Source organism: Streptomyces sp. BB1-1-1 (assembly GCF_031597775.1).
Taxonomy (GTDB): domain Bacteria; phylum Actinomycetota; class Actinomycetes; order Streptomycetales; family Streptomycetaceae; genus Streptomyces; species Streptomyces thinghirensis.
This window is the reverse complement of record NZ_CP134203.1, coordinates 8,169,149-8,183,102: the sequence shown is the minus strand read 5'-3', so window position 1 is coordinate 8,183,102 and position 13,954 is coordinate 8,169,149. Positions and strand designations below refer to the sequence as shown.

The window sequence follows — 13,954 nt, the reverse complement described above, 5'->3', positions numbered from 1 at the left end:
ATGCTTTGGCAGGCTGGTGCCGTGGCGAAGCGAATTCTGGTGGTGGACGACGAGCCGGAGGTGCGGGCCGCCGTCGAGGACGGCCTGACCGTCGAGGGGTACGCGGTGCGGGGCGCCGCCGACGGTCTGGCGGCACTGTCCGACGTGGCGGTCTGGCAGCCCGACGTGATCGTCACCGACGTGCTGATGCCGGTGCTGGACGGTCTGGGGCTGTGCCGTCGGCTGCGTGCGATCGGGGATCGTACGCCGGTTCTCGTGCTGACCGCGCTGGACGCGGTGAGCGAGCGGGTCGACGGGCTGGACGCGGGCGCCGACGACTACCTGGTCAAGCCCTTCGCGTTGGACGAGCTGACCGCCCGGGTGCGAGCGCTGCTGCGCCGGGCCGCTCCCGAGGGGCCGGAGGACGGCGGCCGGCTCGCCTTCGCCGACCTGGAGGTGGACCCGGAGACCCGCACCGGATGGCGCGGGGGGCGTGCCATCGAGTTCAGCCACACGGAGTTCGCGCTGCTGGAGCAGTTGCTGCTGAATCCCGGTCAGGTGCTGCCGCGTGCGGTGCTCTTCGAGCTGGTCTGGGGCCGCGACTTCGGTCCCGACTCCAACTCCCTCGCGGTCTACGTGGGCTACTTGCGGCGCAAGCTGGAAGCGGGTGGCGAACCACGCCTCGTGCACACGGTGCACGGCGTGGGGTACCGGCTGGACACGGCATGAGCGGGCCGGAGGGGTCCCGCGGCGGGGCGTCGTGGCGTGCGCTGCTCGGCCGGCTGCGCGACCGCGCGCCGCGTCGACTGCGTACCCGGCTGGCGCTGGCGGCCTCCGCCGCGGTCGCGCTCGTCGTGGTCGGTGTGTGTACGGCGGCCTTCCTGGTGCTGCGCTTCAAGCTCCACCAGCAGCTCGACCAGAGCCTCGCCCAGTCGGCGAACCTCGTCTCGCGCCAGGAACATGCCTCCGGGCCGGGCGTCGTCCGGGCGGAGTGCCGCTACCTGGGCGCTCCGGCCTGCGCGCAGATCGTCCCGCGGGACCCCGCCGACGATCCCGCCGAGCCCTACGCCCTGCCGGTGTCCGACGGGACGCGCGAGGTCGCGGCCGGCCGGCGGGAGCCCTCGTACCGCGCCATCACCGTCGCCGGTCATCCGGCCCGCATGCTCACCACCTCCTACGGTGACGGCAGAGCCGTGCAGGTGGCGTTGCGTTCCGACGTCGCCGACCGGGGCGTGCGCCAGGCGGCCTGGCTCCTGGTGGCCGTGGGGGCGGCCGGCGTCCTCGCGGCGGGTGGCCTCGGCTACGGCGTCGCGCGCACGGGGCTGGCACCGGTCACCCGGCTCACGGCCACGGCGGAACGGGTGGCCGCCACCCGGGACCCGCGGCACCGCATCACCCTGCCCGGACCGGCGCCCCGCGGCCCCGCCCGCGACGACGAGATCACGCGGCTCGCGGCGACGTTCAACACCATGCTGGAGGAGCTGGACCGCTCCGTCACCGCCCAGCGGCGGCTCATCGCCGACGCCTCCCACGAACTGCGCACCCCGCTGACCGCCCTGCGGACCAACGCCGAACTCCTCGCCCTGGCCGACCGGCTGCCCGCGGACCGGCGGGAGCGGGCCGCCGGGGCGCTGGTGCGGCAGTTGACGGACGTCACGAACCTGGTGAACGACCTGATCGAGCTGGCCCGCGACGAGGAACCGCGTCCGCTGCTCGAACAGGTCGATCTGGCCGGCCTGGCCCGGCACACCGTGGACACCGCCCGGGAACGCTGGCCCCAGGTCCGCTTCGACCTCCGCACGACCGGCCGGGCCACCGGCGCCCTGCGCCCCGGCATCCCCTCCCGACTGGCCCGTCTGCTGACGAACCTGTTGGACAACGCGGCGAAGTTCAGCCCGCCGGGCGGCGAGGTGGAGGTGGTGGTCGACGACCGGGAGCTGACCGTCCGGGACCACGGGCCCGGTGTCGCGCCCGGGGACCTCCCCCACATCTTCGACCGCTTCTACCGCGCCCCCTCGGCCCGCTCACTGCCCGGTTCCGGACTGGGCCTGGCGATGGCCCGGCAGATCGCCCGCACACACGGGGCCACGCTCACCGCGGAGCAGGCTCCCGGCGGCGGTGCGCTGTTCCGCCTCTCCTTCGGTCCCTGGCCGGAAGCTCCACGCGCGTGGGTCGCGGAGTGAGGCCCGCGCCGCGTCCGAAGGGGTCGCGTGCCGACGGTCCGCCTCCGTGCCGGCGTGCCACCGTCTGGGCGGTCGTGGTCTGCCGGGCATAGCCTGCGGCACAGTGTCACGTACGTCAGCTGTCTCAGGAGGTACCGCATGCCTCAGCTTGTGACGTCTCGGGAGTTGGACGTCGTCGTGGACCACCGGCTGTTCGGCCTGGTCGACGAGGAGGGCCAGGAGGGCGAGCGGCCGGCGTCGCCGCGGTCGGTCGGCAGTTTCGTCAGTTCCAACGCCACCATGCTCTACATCGGGTCGGACGAGGACATTCTCAACGCGCGGTTGCGGCTGGAGGCTTGGGACGGACCGGCGACCGCCCCCGCGGACGAGTGGCCGTCGACGGAGGTCCTGTCGCTGGACCTCCCCTCGGGCCGGTTCCTGGTGGACGAGATCGCCGCCGGGGGGAGGTCGGACGTCTTCCGGCTCCCGCATGCCGGCCGGTGGCGGGCGCGGGTGGGCTGGCGGGAGAACGCCCCCGCCCCGGACGGCGGCTTCGCGGAGCCGGGCGGCTGGGCACTGGTCCAGTTCTGGCCGGACGCGGGCTGAGCGGGATCGATACGTGTGCGGGGCCCGACCTCGTCGGCCGGACCCCGCACAACCACTGGTCAGCGGTCAGCGGATGGGGATGTGGAACGCGTCCTGGTCGAGCAGCCGGTCGACGTCGTACCAGCGGCCGAGGCGCCTCCCGGCTTCCTGGTTGACCTCACTGTTGACCCATCGCGCCGAGTAGTGACGCTCGTACTGGGCACCGCCGTACGGTTCGTCGGGGAACAGGTGTCGTCCCGCGCCCTCGTAGGTCGAGGCCATGGGGTACTCGTCGCAGTCGTACGGACCCTGGTTCACCGGGAGGGTCGCCTTGAGGTCCTGCATCGCCTTGGTGGCGCAGTAGTTGCGGACGATGCGGCGGTTCTCGTCGTACCGGAAGCCCTGCTTCTCGCCCTTGGCCTGTGCGAGACGGTGGATCGGGTCGCCGGGTGTGCCTCCGGCCAGGTGCTTGTCCGCCTGCGTGGGCATCGTGGCTCCAGGGTTGGCCCGGGCCTCTTCCAGGTGGGTGGCGACGCCGGCCACCTGCGCGTCGGACTTCGTGTAGGACATGCCCGGCACCGCCCGGTCGAACACGGACCCGAGCTTGTGCGACTGGAGGTACCACGCCGAGTCGAACCGCATGCCGCCTTCGGGGCTCTCGGTGTCGATGATCTGGAAGTACCAGGGCAGATCGAACTCGTACTCGATGTGGAACACGCCGGTGGCGATCTGCTCACCCCACAGCGGGTCCGAGCTGATCGCCTGGGAGGCGATGTCGAAGTACGCCTCGTCGTTCACGCGCCACTCGTTGATGGTCTTCTCGGTCTCCTCGTTCTCGTGCGCGTAGCAGGCGTGGTCGTCGTTGAGGTTGGAGTCCTCGTCGGTGTAGGTGCCCTCGCACTCGATGGCGGCACTCATGTCCGCTCCGGAGCCGGCGAACGGACCGGTGGTGACGATGTTCTCGACCTTGAGCCGGAAGTCCGCCCAGCGGAAGTTGGGATGGTCCTCGTGTCCGCCGACCTTGCCGTAGCCGATCAGGGTGTTCGTCGAGGAGTAGACGCCGGTGATCTTGCACTGCGGCGGGAAGAGGCCGCATTCGAAGGCCGGCATGAACAGCAGGTGCTTCTGGCAGTACGAGTAGCGGTTCTTGATCCACCCGGCGTCCTGCGATGCCGCGTCGGAGTTGGCGCCGCACTCCTCCCAGTTGGTGTAGTCGTAGATGTCGGCCGGGATGCGGCCGTTCGGGAACCGTGAGGAGTCCACCACGTAGCTCGCCGGGTCCGCGGCGAGGGCCGCATTCTTCGTCATCTGTGAAGGACCCGCGGATGTCGACGGCTTGATGCCCAGCCGGTCCAGATCGCCGCGCTTCGTCACTTCCTCGACGAGCTTCTCCGGGTCGGCGATGAGCGCCGGGTCGGATATGACGTACGGGGTGATCTTGTAGGTGGTCTTTCGGTCTTCCTGCGGACTTTGCGCCTGGGCCGGCAGGGCGCCGACCAGCAGCAGAGCCGCGGCGGCCAGGCCTGTGAAGGCCGCCTTGAGGCGTAAGGATGTCACTGCGCCGTTCCCCCTGTGAGTGCAGTAGGCGTGCGATACGCCAGTACAAACCCAAGGAGTGGTCGTGTACAGGTCAAGTACGGCCAATGGTCCGGCGCGGTGGGCTCGCTCCAGAGCCAGCTCAACGCCTTCCGCGCTGCGTGCCCGCCTGTCCGAAAAGCAGGGGACCGATCGGACCCGGGGACGGCCTGCGAGACTCCGATCAGGGTCTCGCAGGCCGCCTCCTGCCTTGCCCGAGTGGTGCGGCTACTTCTGGTCGACCGGCAGGGCCAGGTCGGTGACCTGGTACTTCTTCGGGAACGCACCCATGTCCGTGGCCTTGCCGGCCAGGATGTCCACCCCGTACAGGCGGTAGGTGCCGCCCGAGCCGATGGCGGCGAACCCGTGGTTCGTGCCGGTGGCCGGGCTGTAGTGGATGTCGAAGCCGGCGTCCAGGCGCGCGTCGACGCCGAGGCTGCCGGTGGGAGCGAGGGTTCCGGCGTTGGCCGGCGACTGCAGCGAGATCCGGTCGGCCATCGTGTCGAGGTCGAACAGAGTCGTCGCGGTCGCCGCGCTGAGGTCGTTGTTGGTGTACGCGGCGCCGGTGACCCCCATGGCGGTGGACGGCGGGGTCGTCGGGTTGGTGAGCGTGCCGTCGACGGTGGTGGCACGCGGGGCCGCCGGGTCGTCGATGTTGTGCCGCAGGTTCTGCCCCGTGTCGGAGATGACCCGCAGCCGGTTCGCGGCCGGGTTGAAGTCCACACCGAAGGCGGTGCCGGAGAGCGCCACCGTCAGCTGGGAGGTCTTCGTCGCTTTGGCGTTCATGGTGTTGAGGGTGTAGACGCCACCCTTGTCACCGACGCCGTACAGCCTCTCGTTCTGCACCCGGAAGTCGATTCCCACGAGCCTGGTGTCCCCGGACAGCCCGGAGACCTTGCCCAGTGACCAGGTCTTGGCCGGCTCGTCGACCTTGAACTCGACCAGACGCTGGTCGCTGGTGAGACCGACCGCGGTCAGCCCTCTGTGCTGGGACGCGGCCGGCGTGCCCGGGGCTGCGAGTGCCGGGACGGTGCACAGGGCGGCGAGAACCACCCCGGCCGTCGCGACAGTACATTTACGCATCTCTTGTTCCCTTTCAGGAGGCCTCGGCCTGAATCGCCGAAGGCTCTGAACGGGATCCGTCGCCGCCTGCCGGGCGGACTGGCGGCGACCGCGAAGGCCACCCGAATGGCCCCCGTCCGTGTGCGGGGCCTGCTCTGTGCTTCGGGGCCGCCGGGAGACGTCAGGCGTAGTGGCGGTACACGGCCTGGGCCACGCAGGCGGGCTTGTCGCTCCCTTCCGTCTCCACGGTGAACGTCAGCGGCATCTGGACACCGTTGCCCTTGACCTCCTGCACGCTGCCGACGGCGCCGTGCAGGCGGATCCTCGCCCCGACGGGGACGGGGCTGGGGAAACGGACCTTGTCCAGGCCGTAGTTGACGCTCATGGACACGCCGGTGATGTCCAGCAGCTCACCGAAGAGCGGGATGATGAGGGAGAGGGTGAGATAGCCGTGGGCGATGGGGCCGCCGAAGGGACCCTTCTCGGCCATCTCCGGGTCGGTGTGGATCCACTGGTGGTCGTCGGTGGCGTCGGCGAAGGTGTCGACCCGTTCCTGGGTGATCTCTCGCCATTCGGTGCGGCCGAGGTCGGCTCCGCTGAGGGACTTGAGCGCGTCGAGGCCGTTCGCGGTGGTGGGCACGGGGGTTCCTCTCGGTGGGGCGGGCACGGGTGAGGCGGGCCGGAGGGGCGCGCCCTACGGGTGGGGGCGATGGTCGGTGGGGGCGCTCGCGTAGCGGTCGCGCACGACGGGCTTGATGATCTTCCCGGAGGCCGTGCGAGGCAGGGTGTCCGTGACGACCACGGACTTGGGGATCTTGTACTTGGCGAGCCTGCCCCGCAGGTGGCCGAGGATGTCCGGCTCGTCGGCGACGGCTCCGGGCTTCAGGACGACGACGGCGCGGCCCACTTCGCCCCAGGTCCGGTCGGGTATGCCGATGACCGCGCATTCGCTGACGGCCGGGTGGGTGAGGAGCACGTCCTCGACCTCGGCCGGGTACACGTTCTCCCCGCCCGAGACGAACATGTCCTTGACCCGGTCGACGATGTAGGCGAACCCGTCGGCGTCGATGCGGGCGACGTCGCCGGTGCGCAGCCAGTGGCCGTCGGTCAAGGCGGCCTCGGTGTCGGCGGCTCGGCCCCAGTAGCCGGTCATGACGTTGGGGCCGTGGACGAGGATCTCGCCGCGGTGTCCGGGTTCGGCGTCGCGTCCGTCGGGCAGCACCACGCGGGTGTCGGTGAAGAAGTGCGGGACTCCGGCGGAGCCCGCCTTGGCCGCGGCCTGCGCCTTGTCCAGGAAGAGGACTCCGGGGGACGCCTCGGTCATGCCATAGCCCTGGCTGAAGGCCAGTCCGCGGGCGAGGTACGTGTCGATGGTGCGGGTGGGGACCGGTGCGCCGCCGCAGCTGACGGTGCGCAGGCTGGACAGGTCCGTCGTCGCCCAGCGGGGCAGGGCGGCCATCGCGTCGTACATCGTGGGGACGGCGAACATGTGGGTGACGTGCCGGTCCTCGATGGTCTCCAGTACCCGCTCGGCGTCGAACGCGCCGAGCAGCACCACCCTGCCGCCCTTGAGGAGGGTGGGCAGGCACGTCATGTTGAGGCCCGCGGTGTGGAACAGGGGCGCGACGACCAGGGTCACCTCGTCCGCGGCGAGGTCCGTGTCGACGAGGACATTGACGCTGTTCCAGGTGATGTTGGCGTGGGAGAGGACCGCTCCCTTGGGCCGGCCGGTGGTTCCGGAGGTGTACATGATCATGCAGGGGTCCTCGGGGGCCACGGTCTCGTCCAGGGGGTCGGTCCCGCCGGCCGTGAGCAGTTCCTCGTAGCCGAGGGCGCCGTCGCCGGGCCCGTCGAGCGCGACGCGGTGACCTACGCCGGCCCGGTCGGCGGCGGCGCGGGCGGCGTCGGCCTGCTCCGGCGCGTGGACGAGGACGGTGCTGCCCGAGTCGGACAGGCCGTACGCCAGTTCCGGGGCGGCCAGCCGGATGTTGAGCGGGACGAAGACCGCACCGAGTGCACCGGCCGCGAACAGCGTCTCCAGGAAGGCGGGGTGGTTCGGTCCCAGGTAGGCGATCCGGTGGCCGCGTGCCACGCCCAGTGCGCGCAGGGCGTGGGCGAGGCGCAGGACGCGCTGGTGCAGCTCGCGGTAGGTCCAGGTGCGGTCCTCGTGGACGAGGGCGGTCCGGTCGGGTGTCTTGCGGGCCCGGCGGGCCGGCCACGAGCCGATGCCTTGGTTCAACACGGCGACTCCTTCAGTCCTTGGTCAGACCGAGCAGACGGGCGGCGTTCTCCTTGAGGATCTTCGGCCGGACCTCGGGCTTGATGTCGAGCTTCTCGAAGTCCGCCAGCCACCGGTCGGGGGTGATGACCGGGTAGTCGGAGCCGAAGAGGACCTTGTCCTGGAGCAGGCTGTTGGCGTAGCGCACCAACTGCGGCGGGAAGTACTTCGGCGACCAGCCGGACAGGTCGATGTAGACGTGCGGCTTGTGCGTGGCCACGGCGAGGGCCTCGTCCTGCCAGGGGAACGACGGGTGCGCCAGGATGATGCGCAACTGCGGGAAGTCCACGGCGACGTCGTCGACAAGCATGGGGTTGGAGTACTTCAGCCGTATCCCGCCCCCGCCCGGGACGCCGGCGCCGATGCCGGTCTGGCCGGTGTGGAACAGGGCGGGCACGCCGAGTTCCTCGATGGCCTCGTACAACGGGTAGGCCATCGGGTCGTCGGGTGAGAAGGCCTGGATGCTGGGGTGGAACTTGAAACCCCGTACGCCGTGCTCCTCCACCAGGCGCCGGGCCTCCCTGACTCCGGCCCGGCCCTTGTGCGGGTCGATACTGGCGAACGGGATGAGCACGTCGGCGTGGGCGGTGCAGCTCTCGGCGATCTCCTGGTTGGAGATCCTCGGGTGCCCGGTGGCGTGTTCGGCGTCCACGGTGAACACCACGGCGGCCATGCGGCGTTCGCGGTAGTGGGCGGCCATCTCGTCGATCGTCGGCTGCCGGTGACCGTGCGCCTTGAAGTACTCCTCCGAGGCACCGAGGAGTTCGGGGCTGAGCGCCCCGTGGCCGTCCTTGGACACCTCGGCGTGGGTGTGCACGTCGATGGCGGTCAGCCGGTCGGGATCAAGGGTGAGGTCGCCCATCTCAGGCCCCCGGCGCCTGCGGAGCCGGAATGCCGTACGTCTCCGGCTCGGCGCCGACACCGCCGGTCCACTCCTCGGCGATGGCGTCGGCGCTCCAGCCTCCGTCGGCGAAGGCGACCGCCTTCTCCTTGGGGTGCGCCCACAGCGCCAGCCGGTCGCCGCCGATGCCGATGGCCTGCCCGGTGACGTCCTTGGAGGCGTCCGAGGCCAGGAAGGTGATCAGCGAGGCGACGTCCTCGACCGTGCCGAGGCCCTCGTCCCTGCGCAGCCAGTCCGGCAGCGGATCGCCGGTGCGCTCGGCCTCCTCGATGACCGGCCCGAACGCCGGGACGGTCTTGGTCATCTCGGTGGCCGCGACGGGCACGACGGCGTTGACCGTGATCTCGGCCCTGGCCAGCTCCATCGCCCAGGTGCGCGCCATCGCCACGATGCCCGCCTTGGCGGCGGCGTAGTTGGTCTGACCGAAGTTGCCGCGCTGTCCGGCCGGCGAGGAGATCAGGACGAGGCGGCCACCGGTGCCCTGCTCCCGCATGCGGGTGGCGGCCGCGCGGGCGCAGGTGAAGGTGCCGCGCAGGTGGACGCGGACGACGGCGTCGAAGTCGTCGTCGGTCATCTTCCACAACACGCGGTCACGCAGGATGCCGGCATTGGTGACCAGCACGTCCAGGCGCCCGAATTCCCGCACCGCCGCGTCCACCAGTTGCTGGGCCGCCTCGCTGTCGCCCACGGCCGCCACGACACCGGCCGCCTTGCCCCCGTCCGACGTGACGGTGGCGACGGCGGCGTCGACCGCGTCCTGGTCGACATCGTTGACGACGACAGCGGCTCCCGCCGCGGCGAGGGCCCGGGCGTACCCGAGCCCGAGACCGCGTCCGCTGCCCGTGACGACGGCGACTTTCCCGTGCAGATCCATGGAGGGTGCCTCTCGTGTGGAGGGGAGGAGTTGTGCGCCCGGCACAGGCCGGGATCGACAGGAATCCTGATGAACAACAGCCTTCAGTCTGGTAATCAACAGGATTCCTGTCAATGCCCTAGGGTGAGACGTACCGCCGCACCGGCGGTGTCCGTCGCAGGAGCCACCCGGAGGGCCCCGCCCGGCCCATCACCACAGGAGGACCGACGTGAGCGCCTCGCTGCTCTACCTGGTCAAGAGAACGGAGTTGGCGGTGCGCGCCCGCCTGGACGAGCTGCTCAAGCCGGCGGGTGTCACGGCGTTGCAGTACACGGCCCTCACCGTGCTGGAGCGGCACGACGGCATCTCCGCCGCGCAACTCGCCCGCGACTCCTTCGTCACCGCCCAGACCATGGCCGACATGGTCCGCGCACTGGAGAACCGCGGCCTGATCCGCCGCGAACCCAACCCCGACAACCGCCGCGAGCGCCTGATCCTGCTCGCCGACGCGGGACGCCGGCTCCTGGCCGAGTACGCCGAGCCGGCTCGCGGACTCGAGGACCGCATGGTCGCCGGCCTGGACGCCGAGCAGGTCGACCTGTTCCGGGACGCGCTGAACCACGCGTGGCGGTCACTTTCCTGAACCGCGTGCATGGCGGACGCCGCCGGTGACCGGTGCGGACACGCCGGTCACCGGCGACACGACCGCTACCCGAGCGCGTACATGCGGATGGCGACGACGTCCTCGCCCTCCGGGCGGGCGAGACCGACGAAGACCGTCTCGGCGAGCCAGCGGTGAGCGGGTGCGTCCGTACGGAAGACCGGTGACGTCCGGTAGTAGTGGCCGGCCTCCGTGACCTGCAGGTCCCCGTCGAACTGGTCCGGGCTGTCGGCCTTCGGCCGGTAGTAGCCACGGTTGACGATGTCGATCACGGCACCGTCGTCGGCCTGGAGCAGATAGCGCGCCTCCAGCTCGCAGACCTCCCCCCGCGTGCTGCTCCAGTCGCCGCCACCGGGCAGCACCTTCCCGCGCAGGCGAGGTCCGTCCACGCTGCCTCCGACGATGGGCGTGAACTCGGCGACCTCCCCGTCACCGTGGCCGATGTGCAGCGTGCCGGTCACCTCGGCACGTATCTCGAAGGCGAAGACGAGGGCGGGAGTGAAGGACATGGCACTTCTCCGATTCTCCAGGCGGGATGACGTGCTCGTTCAGCACGCGTGATCGTCGTGCAGCGCTCTTGACTCGTTAGCTCACCAGATGCAAGCGTGTTACGCAACAGCGTTATATGACGTTCGTTTACGACGGCCCGTCGGCAGTCTCACCTCCCCGTCGCGGGCCTCCCCCTTCCCTTTGCTTTCTCACTCCTCTCGGCAAGGAGCATCGCCATGGCTGCGAAGAATCGAGTGCTGACGGGGCTCGTGGGCGTGGGGCTGCTGGCCTCGACGGCATGCACCAACTCCTCGAACGAAGCCGGCGAGACCCCCGGGAGCGCCGACCGGCTCACCACCACCACCGAGCCCGGAACCTCCGAGGTCGACCGCGTGACCTGGGCGCTTCCCTACGGCGAGCCCACGACCCTGGACCCCGCGAAGGTGGGCGACTACTCACCCCAGACGGTCGGGGCGAACCTCTGCGACACGCTGACGCGGATGAACGCCGACTTCTCACTGAGCCCCGGACTCGCCCGGAAGGTCACCTGGACCGACGACCGCACCCTGGTGCTCGACCTGCGCTCCGACGTGAGGTTCTGGGACGGCTCCCCCATGACGCCCCAGGACGTGATCCACAGTCTGGAGCGGCAGCGGGACCCGAGGACGCAGGCCCTCTACGGGAACTACCTCGCCGCCGTGACGTCCATCAGGGCCACCGGCCCGCATCAGGTGACCCTGCGCACCAAGACCCACGACCAGACCCTGCCGAAGGCACTGTCGACCTCGTTCGGCGCGGTGAACAAGAAGGCGTACACCGAGAAGGCGGGTTCCGCCTACGGCAGCGCCAAGGGCGGCCTGATGTGCACGGGACCGTTCGAGCTGGGTGCATGGAAGTCCGGCGACAGCATCACACTCGAACGCAACGACGCCTACTGGGACACCGGGCTCAAGCCCAAGGCGGCCCAGGTCACCTTCAAGTTCATCACCAACAGCAACACGCTCACCAGCGCGCTTCTCTCCGGTGAGGTGGACGGCACCTACGAACTGCCGCCCAGCAGCGCCACCGCGCTCGCCAAGGCCGGCAGCGGCGCCGTCCATCTCGGTCCGTCCACCCAGAACGTGCTGCTGATACCCGCCGGCGATCAGTCGCCCGCCGCCGACCGCGCGCTTCTGGACGCCCTGTCGCACGTCATCGACCGCGAGGCACTGATCAGACACGTCTTCGGCGGTGACGCCACCACCCTGAAGTCACTCGTCCCGCCGCTCACCTGGAGCGGTGACGAGGCGGCCGCCCGGTACGACGCCGCCTACGAGAAGCTGCCCGCCGCACCGAAGCCGGACGTGGAGCGGGCGAAGCAGCTGCTGGAACAGGCCGGTCCGGTCTCCCGGCCCCTGGTGGCCGCCATCCCCGCCGGTGACCAGCGTGGTCTGCAGGCACTGACGTTCATCCAGGCCGCGGCCAAGAAGATCGGCGTCGACATCGAGATCAAGCAGCTCCAGCCCACCGAGATGTCCTCCCTCTTCTACGACCCCTCGGTCCGCGAGGGCCTCGACCTCGTCCTGACCTTCGGATACGTCACCATGCCGGACCCGGCGTCCTACGTGGCCGAGAGCGTCACCCCCCGCGGCCTCTTCAACTGGACGAACTACGACAACCCCGATGTCACCCGGCTCCTCGACCAGGCACGTGCCTCCGCCGACCCGGCGGCGACGGCCAAGGCGTACACCGAGGCCCAGGCCCTCTTCACCCCCACCACCCCGGTGGTCTACCTGGCCACCACACACGAACGGATGTTCATGAACAAGCGCCTCAGCGGCGCACCCACGTCGTTCGCCTACATGGGCATGCCGTGGGCCGCCCACCTCGGCGGCACCGGCAGGTGACCCGCATACCCTCATCACAGGAGACAACGATGACCGACACTCCGGGCGGCAAGCCGCTGTGGGACCGTTCGGCTGCCGAACTGGCCGCCGGAATCCGTGCGAAGGACTTCTCCGCGACCGAGGTCGCCAAGGCCTTCCTCGCGCGTATCGACGAGACCAACCCGCCGCTCAACGCCCTGGTGGACATCCGTCCCGAGGATGCGCTGGTCCAGGCCGCCGCCGCCGACACGGCGGTCGCCGCGGGCGGTGAGCTGCCCCCGCTGCTCGGTGTCCCGGTCTCCACCAAGATCAACACCTCGCTGCGCGGATACGCCAGCTCGCACGGCGTCGCGGCCTGGGCCGGTGCCGTCGCCCAGGACGACGCCGTGTGCGTCGCCGGTCTGCGCGACGCCGGGGCGACCCTGCTCGGCCGCAGCAACAGCCCGGCCTTCGCCGTGCGCTGGTTCACGGCCAACGACCTGCACGGCAGGACACTCAACCCGTGGCACTCCGGCCACACCCCGGGCGGCTCCTCCGGAGGGGCCGCCGCCTCGGTGGCCGCCGGGATGACGCCGATCGCGCAGGGCAACGACATCGGTGGTTCCGTCCGCTTCCCCGCCTACTGCTGCGGCGCCGTCGGCCTGCGTCCCACCGTGGGACTGGTCTCCGGTGTGGAGCCGCACGGCGCACAGGAGTTCGACAGCCCGATGTCCTTCCAGACGATGGCGGTGCACGGGCCGCTCGGCTGGACCGTCGACGACGTCCGCCGCGGTCTGCACGCCATGGTGACCCCGGACCTCAACGACCCCGTGGGACTGCCGGCCCGCCCGCCCCTGGGCAGGCCCGGCCCGGTCAAGGTCGCGATCGTCCGCGACGCGGGACTGGCCAGACCGCACCCCACCGTGAACGCCGCCATCGACGACGCGGCCCGCTGGCTCGGCGAGGCCGGCCACGAGGTGGAGGAGATCGAACTGCCGCTGCTCGGCGAGGCCGCCCGGCTGTGGTCGCTGCTGCTCTACCAGGAACTGCGGACGATGATGTCCGAGATCGAGCTGTTCGGTGACGATGCCGTACGCGTCTCGCTCGTTTCCTCCTTCGCGGCGGCCGCGGAGATCTGGGGCGAACAGCCCAGCCTCACCGAGTACATCAGGGGCTACGCCCGTCGCGGCACCCTCATCAGCCGCCTTCAGCGGTTGCTGGGCGACGACCGCATACTGCTCACGCCGGTCTGCGCCGAGCCGCCCTTCGAGCAGGACGCGGATCTCGCCGGCGACGCCCGGCTGAGCGAGCTGCTGGCCGCGCAGTGGCCGATGCAGGCGGTCCCGGTACTCGGCTTCCCGGCGATGTCCGTCCCGACCGGCGTCAGGGACGGGCTCCCGTCCGGCGTGCAGCTGATCGGCGGACGCTTCCAGGAGGACCTGCTGCTGCACGTCGCCACGGCGATCGAGGCCCGGGCGACGCGGGCCCGGCCGTCGTTCGCCGGCGGACTCTCCTCCTGACTGCCTGGCCTCCATGCGGGAAGAGGACGTTTGCCCCGCCCCGTC

General features: G+C 70.7%; 13 protein-coding genes. 6 read left to right on the top strand and 7 right to left on the bottom strand.

All coding sequences use genetic code 11. The features are described from left to right. The 3 genes from RI578_RS37565 (at window position 1) to RI578_RS37555 (ending at window position 2,747) form a co-directional block, all read left to right on the top strand. The gene (locus tag RI578_RS37565) at window positions 1-708 is read left to right on the top strand and encodes a response regulator transcription factor (RefSeq protein WP_383559147.1); all 708 of its coding nucleotides are present in this window, start codon (window positions 1-3) and stop codon (window positions 706-708) included. Further along, the gene (locus tag RI578_RS37560; protein ID WP_310875263.1) at window positions 705-2,162 is read left to right on the top strand and encodes a HAMP domain-containing sensor histidine kinase; all 1,458 of its coding nucleotides are present in this window, start codon (window positions 705-707) and stop codon (window positions 2,160-2,162) included. The genes RI578_RS37565 and RI578_RS37560 overlap by 4 nt, the downstream gene beginning before the upstream one ends. A gap of 138 nt (window positions 2,163-2,300) precedes the next feature. Then, window positions 2,301-2,747: a hypothetical protein gene (locus tag RI578_RS37555; RefSeq protein WP_310875262.1), complete on the top strand. Its 447-nt coding sequence runs from the start codon at window positions 2,301-2,303 to the stop codon at window positions 2,745-2,747. A 66-nt stretch (window positions 2,748-2,813) separates the two neighbouring features. Here RI578_RS37555 and RI578_RS37550 read toward each other — a convergent pair whose 3' ends face one another. The 6 genes from RI578_RS37550 to RI578_RS37525 all read right to left on the bottom strand — a co-directional run bounded on the left by RI578_RS37550 (window position 2,814) and on the right by RI578_RS37525 (window position 9,416). Continuing rightward, complete coding sequence (locus RI578_RS37550; RefSeq protein ID WP_310875261.1) at window positions 2,814-4,283, bottom strand: hypothetical protein; 1,470 nt, start codon at window positions 4,281-4,283, stop codon at window positions 2,814-2,816. Between the two features lie 246 nt (window positions 4,284-4,529). After that, entirely contained in the window at window positions 4,530-5,384 is an 855-nt protein-coding gene (locus RI578_RS37545; protein ID WP_310875260.1) for a DUF4394 domain-containing protein, read from the bottom strand. Window positions 5,385-5,544: 160 nt separating this feature from the next. Further along, window positions 5,545-6,003, bottom strand: a complete 459-nt coding sequence (locus tag RI578_RS37540; RefSeq protein ID WP_310875259.1) for a MaoC family dehydratase — start codon at window positions 6,001-6,003, stop codon at window positions 5,545-5,547. Between the two features lie 54 nt (window positions 6,004-6,057). Then, window positions 6,058-7,605, bottom strand: coding sequence for a long-chain fatty acid--CoA ligase (locus tag RI578_RS37535; RefSeq protein WP_310875258.1), 1,548 nt, complete (start codon window positions 7,603-7,605; stop codon window positions 6,058-6,060). A gap of 10 nt (window positions 7,606-7,615) precedes the next feature. Further along, entirely contained in the window at window positions 7,616-8,503 is an 888-nt protein-coding gene (locus tag RI578_RS37530; RefSeq protein ID WP_310875257.1) for an amidohydrolase family protein, read from the bottom strand. Between the two features lies 1 nt (window position 8,504). Next, window positions 8,505-9,416 carry an SDR family NAD(P)-dependent oxidoreductase gene (locus tag RI578_RS37525; RefSeq protein ID WP_310875256.1) on the bottom strand — a complete coding sequence of 304 codons (912 nt, stop codon included), beginning with the start codon at window positions 9,414-9,416 and terminating at the stop codon, window positions 8,505-8,507. Between the two features lie 208 nt (window positions 9,417-9,624). Here RI578_RS37525 and RI578_RS37520 point away from each other — a divergent pair, with 208 nt between their 5' ends. After that, window positions 9,625-10,038 carry a MarR family transcriptional regulator gene (locus RI578_RS37520; RefSeq protein WP_310875255.1) on the top strand — a complete coding sequence of 138 codons (414 nt, stop codon included), beginning with the start codon at window positions 9,625-9,627 and terminating at the stop codon, window positions 10,036-10,038. 65 nt (window positions 10,039-10,103) lie between these two features. Here the strand turns inward: RI578_RS37520 and RI578_RS37515 are convergent, their stop codons facing one another. After that, window positions 10,104-10,565, bottom strand: a complete 462-nt coding sequence (locus tag RI578_RS37515; RefSeq protein ID WP_310875254.1) for a DUF3237 domain-containing protein — start codon at window positions 10,563-10,565, stop codon at window positions 10,104-10,106. A gap of 216 nt (window positions 10,566-10,781) precedes the next feature. Between RI578_RS37515 and RI578_RS37510 the strand changes: the two genes are divergently transcribed. Then, entirely contained in the window at window positions 10,782-12,431 is a 1,650-nt protein-coding gene (locus RI578_RS37510; RefSeq protein WP_310875253.1) for an ABC transporter substrate-binding protein, read from the top strand. A gap of 29 nt (window positions 12,432-12,460) precedes the next feature. Next, complete coding sequence (locus RI578_RS37505) at window positions 12,461-13,909, top strand: amidase (RefSeq protein WP_310875252.1); 1,449 nt, start codon at window positions 12,461-12,463, stop codon at window positions 13,907-13,909. The last annotated feature ends 45 nt before the right edge of the window (window positions 13,910-13,954 follow it).

Excerpts from the sequence above, each read along its gene's own strand:
- RI578_RS37565 (WP_383559147.1), top strand. The coding sequence starts at position 1 with ATGCTTTGGCAGGCTGGTGCCGTGGCGAAGCGAATTCTGGTGGTGGAC.
- RI578_RS37560 (WP_310875263.1), top strand. The coding sequence starts at position 705 with ATGAGCGGGCCGGAGGGGTCCCGCGGCGGGGCGTCGTGGCGTGCGCTG.
- RI578_RS37555 (WP_310875262.1), top strand. The coding sequence starts at position 2,301 with ATGCCTCAGCTTGTGACGTCTCGGGAGTTGGACGTCGTCGTGGACCAC.
- RI578_RS37545 (WP_310875260.1), bottom strand. The coding sequence starts at position 5,384 with ATGCGTAAATGTACTGTCGCGACGGCCGGGGTGGTTCTCGCCGCCCTG.
- RI578_RS37530 (WP_310875257.1), bottom strand. The coding sequence starts at position 8,503 with ATGGGCGACCTCACCCTTGATCCCGACCGGCTGACCGCCATCGACGTG.
- RI578_RS37525 (WP_310875256.1), bottom strand. The coding sequence starts at position 9,416 with ATGGATCTGCACGGGAAAGTCGCCGTCGTCACGGGCAGCGGACGCGGT.
- RI578_RS37515 (WP_310875254.1), bottom strand. The coding sequence starts at position 10,565 with ATGTCCTTCACTCCCGCCCTCGTCTTCGCCTTCGAGATACGTGCCGAG.
- RI578_RS37510 (WP_310875253.1), top strand. The coding sequence starts at position 10,782 with ATGGCTGCGAAGAATCGAGTGCTGACGGGGCTCGTGGGCGTGGGGCTG.
- RI578_RS37505 (WP_310875252.1), top strand. The coding sequence starts at position 12,461 with ATGACCGACACTCCGGGCGGCAAGCCGCTGTGGGACCGTTCGGCTGCC.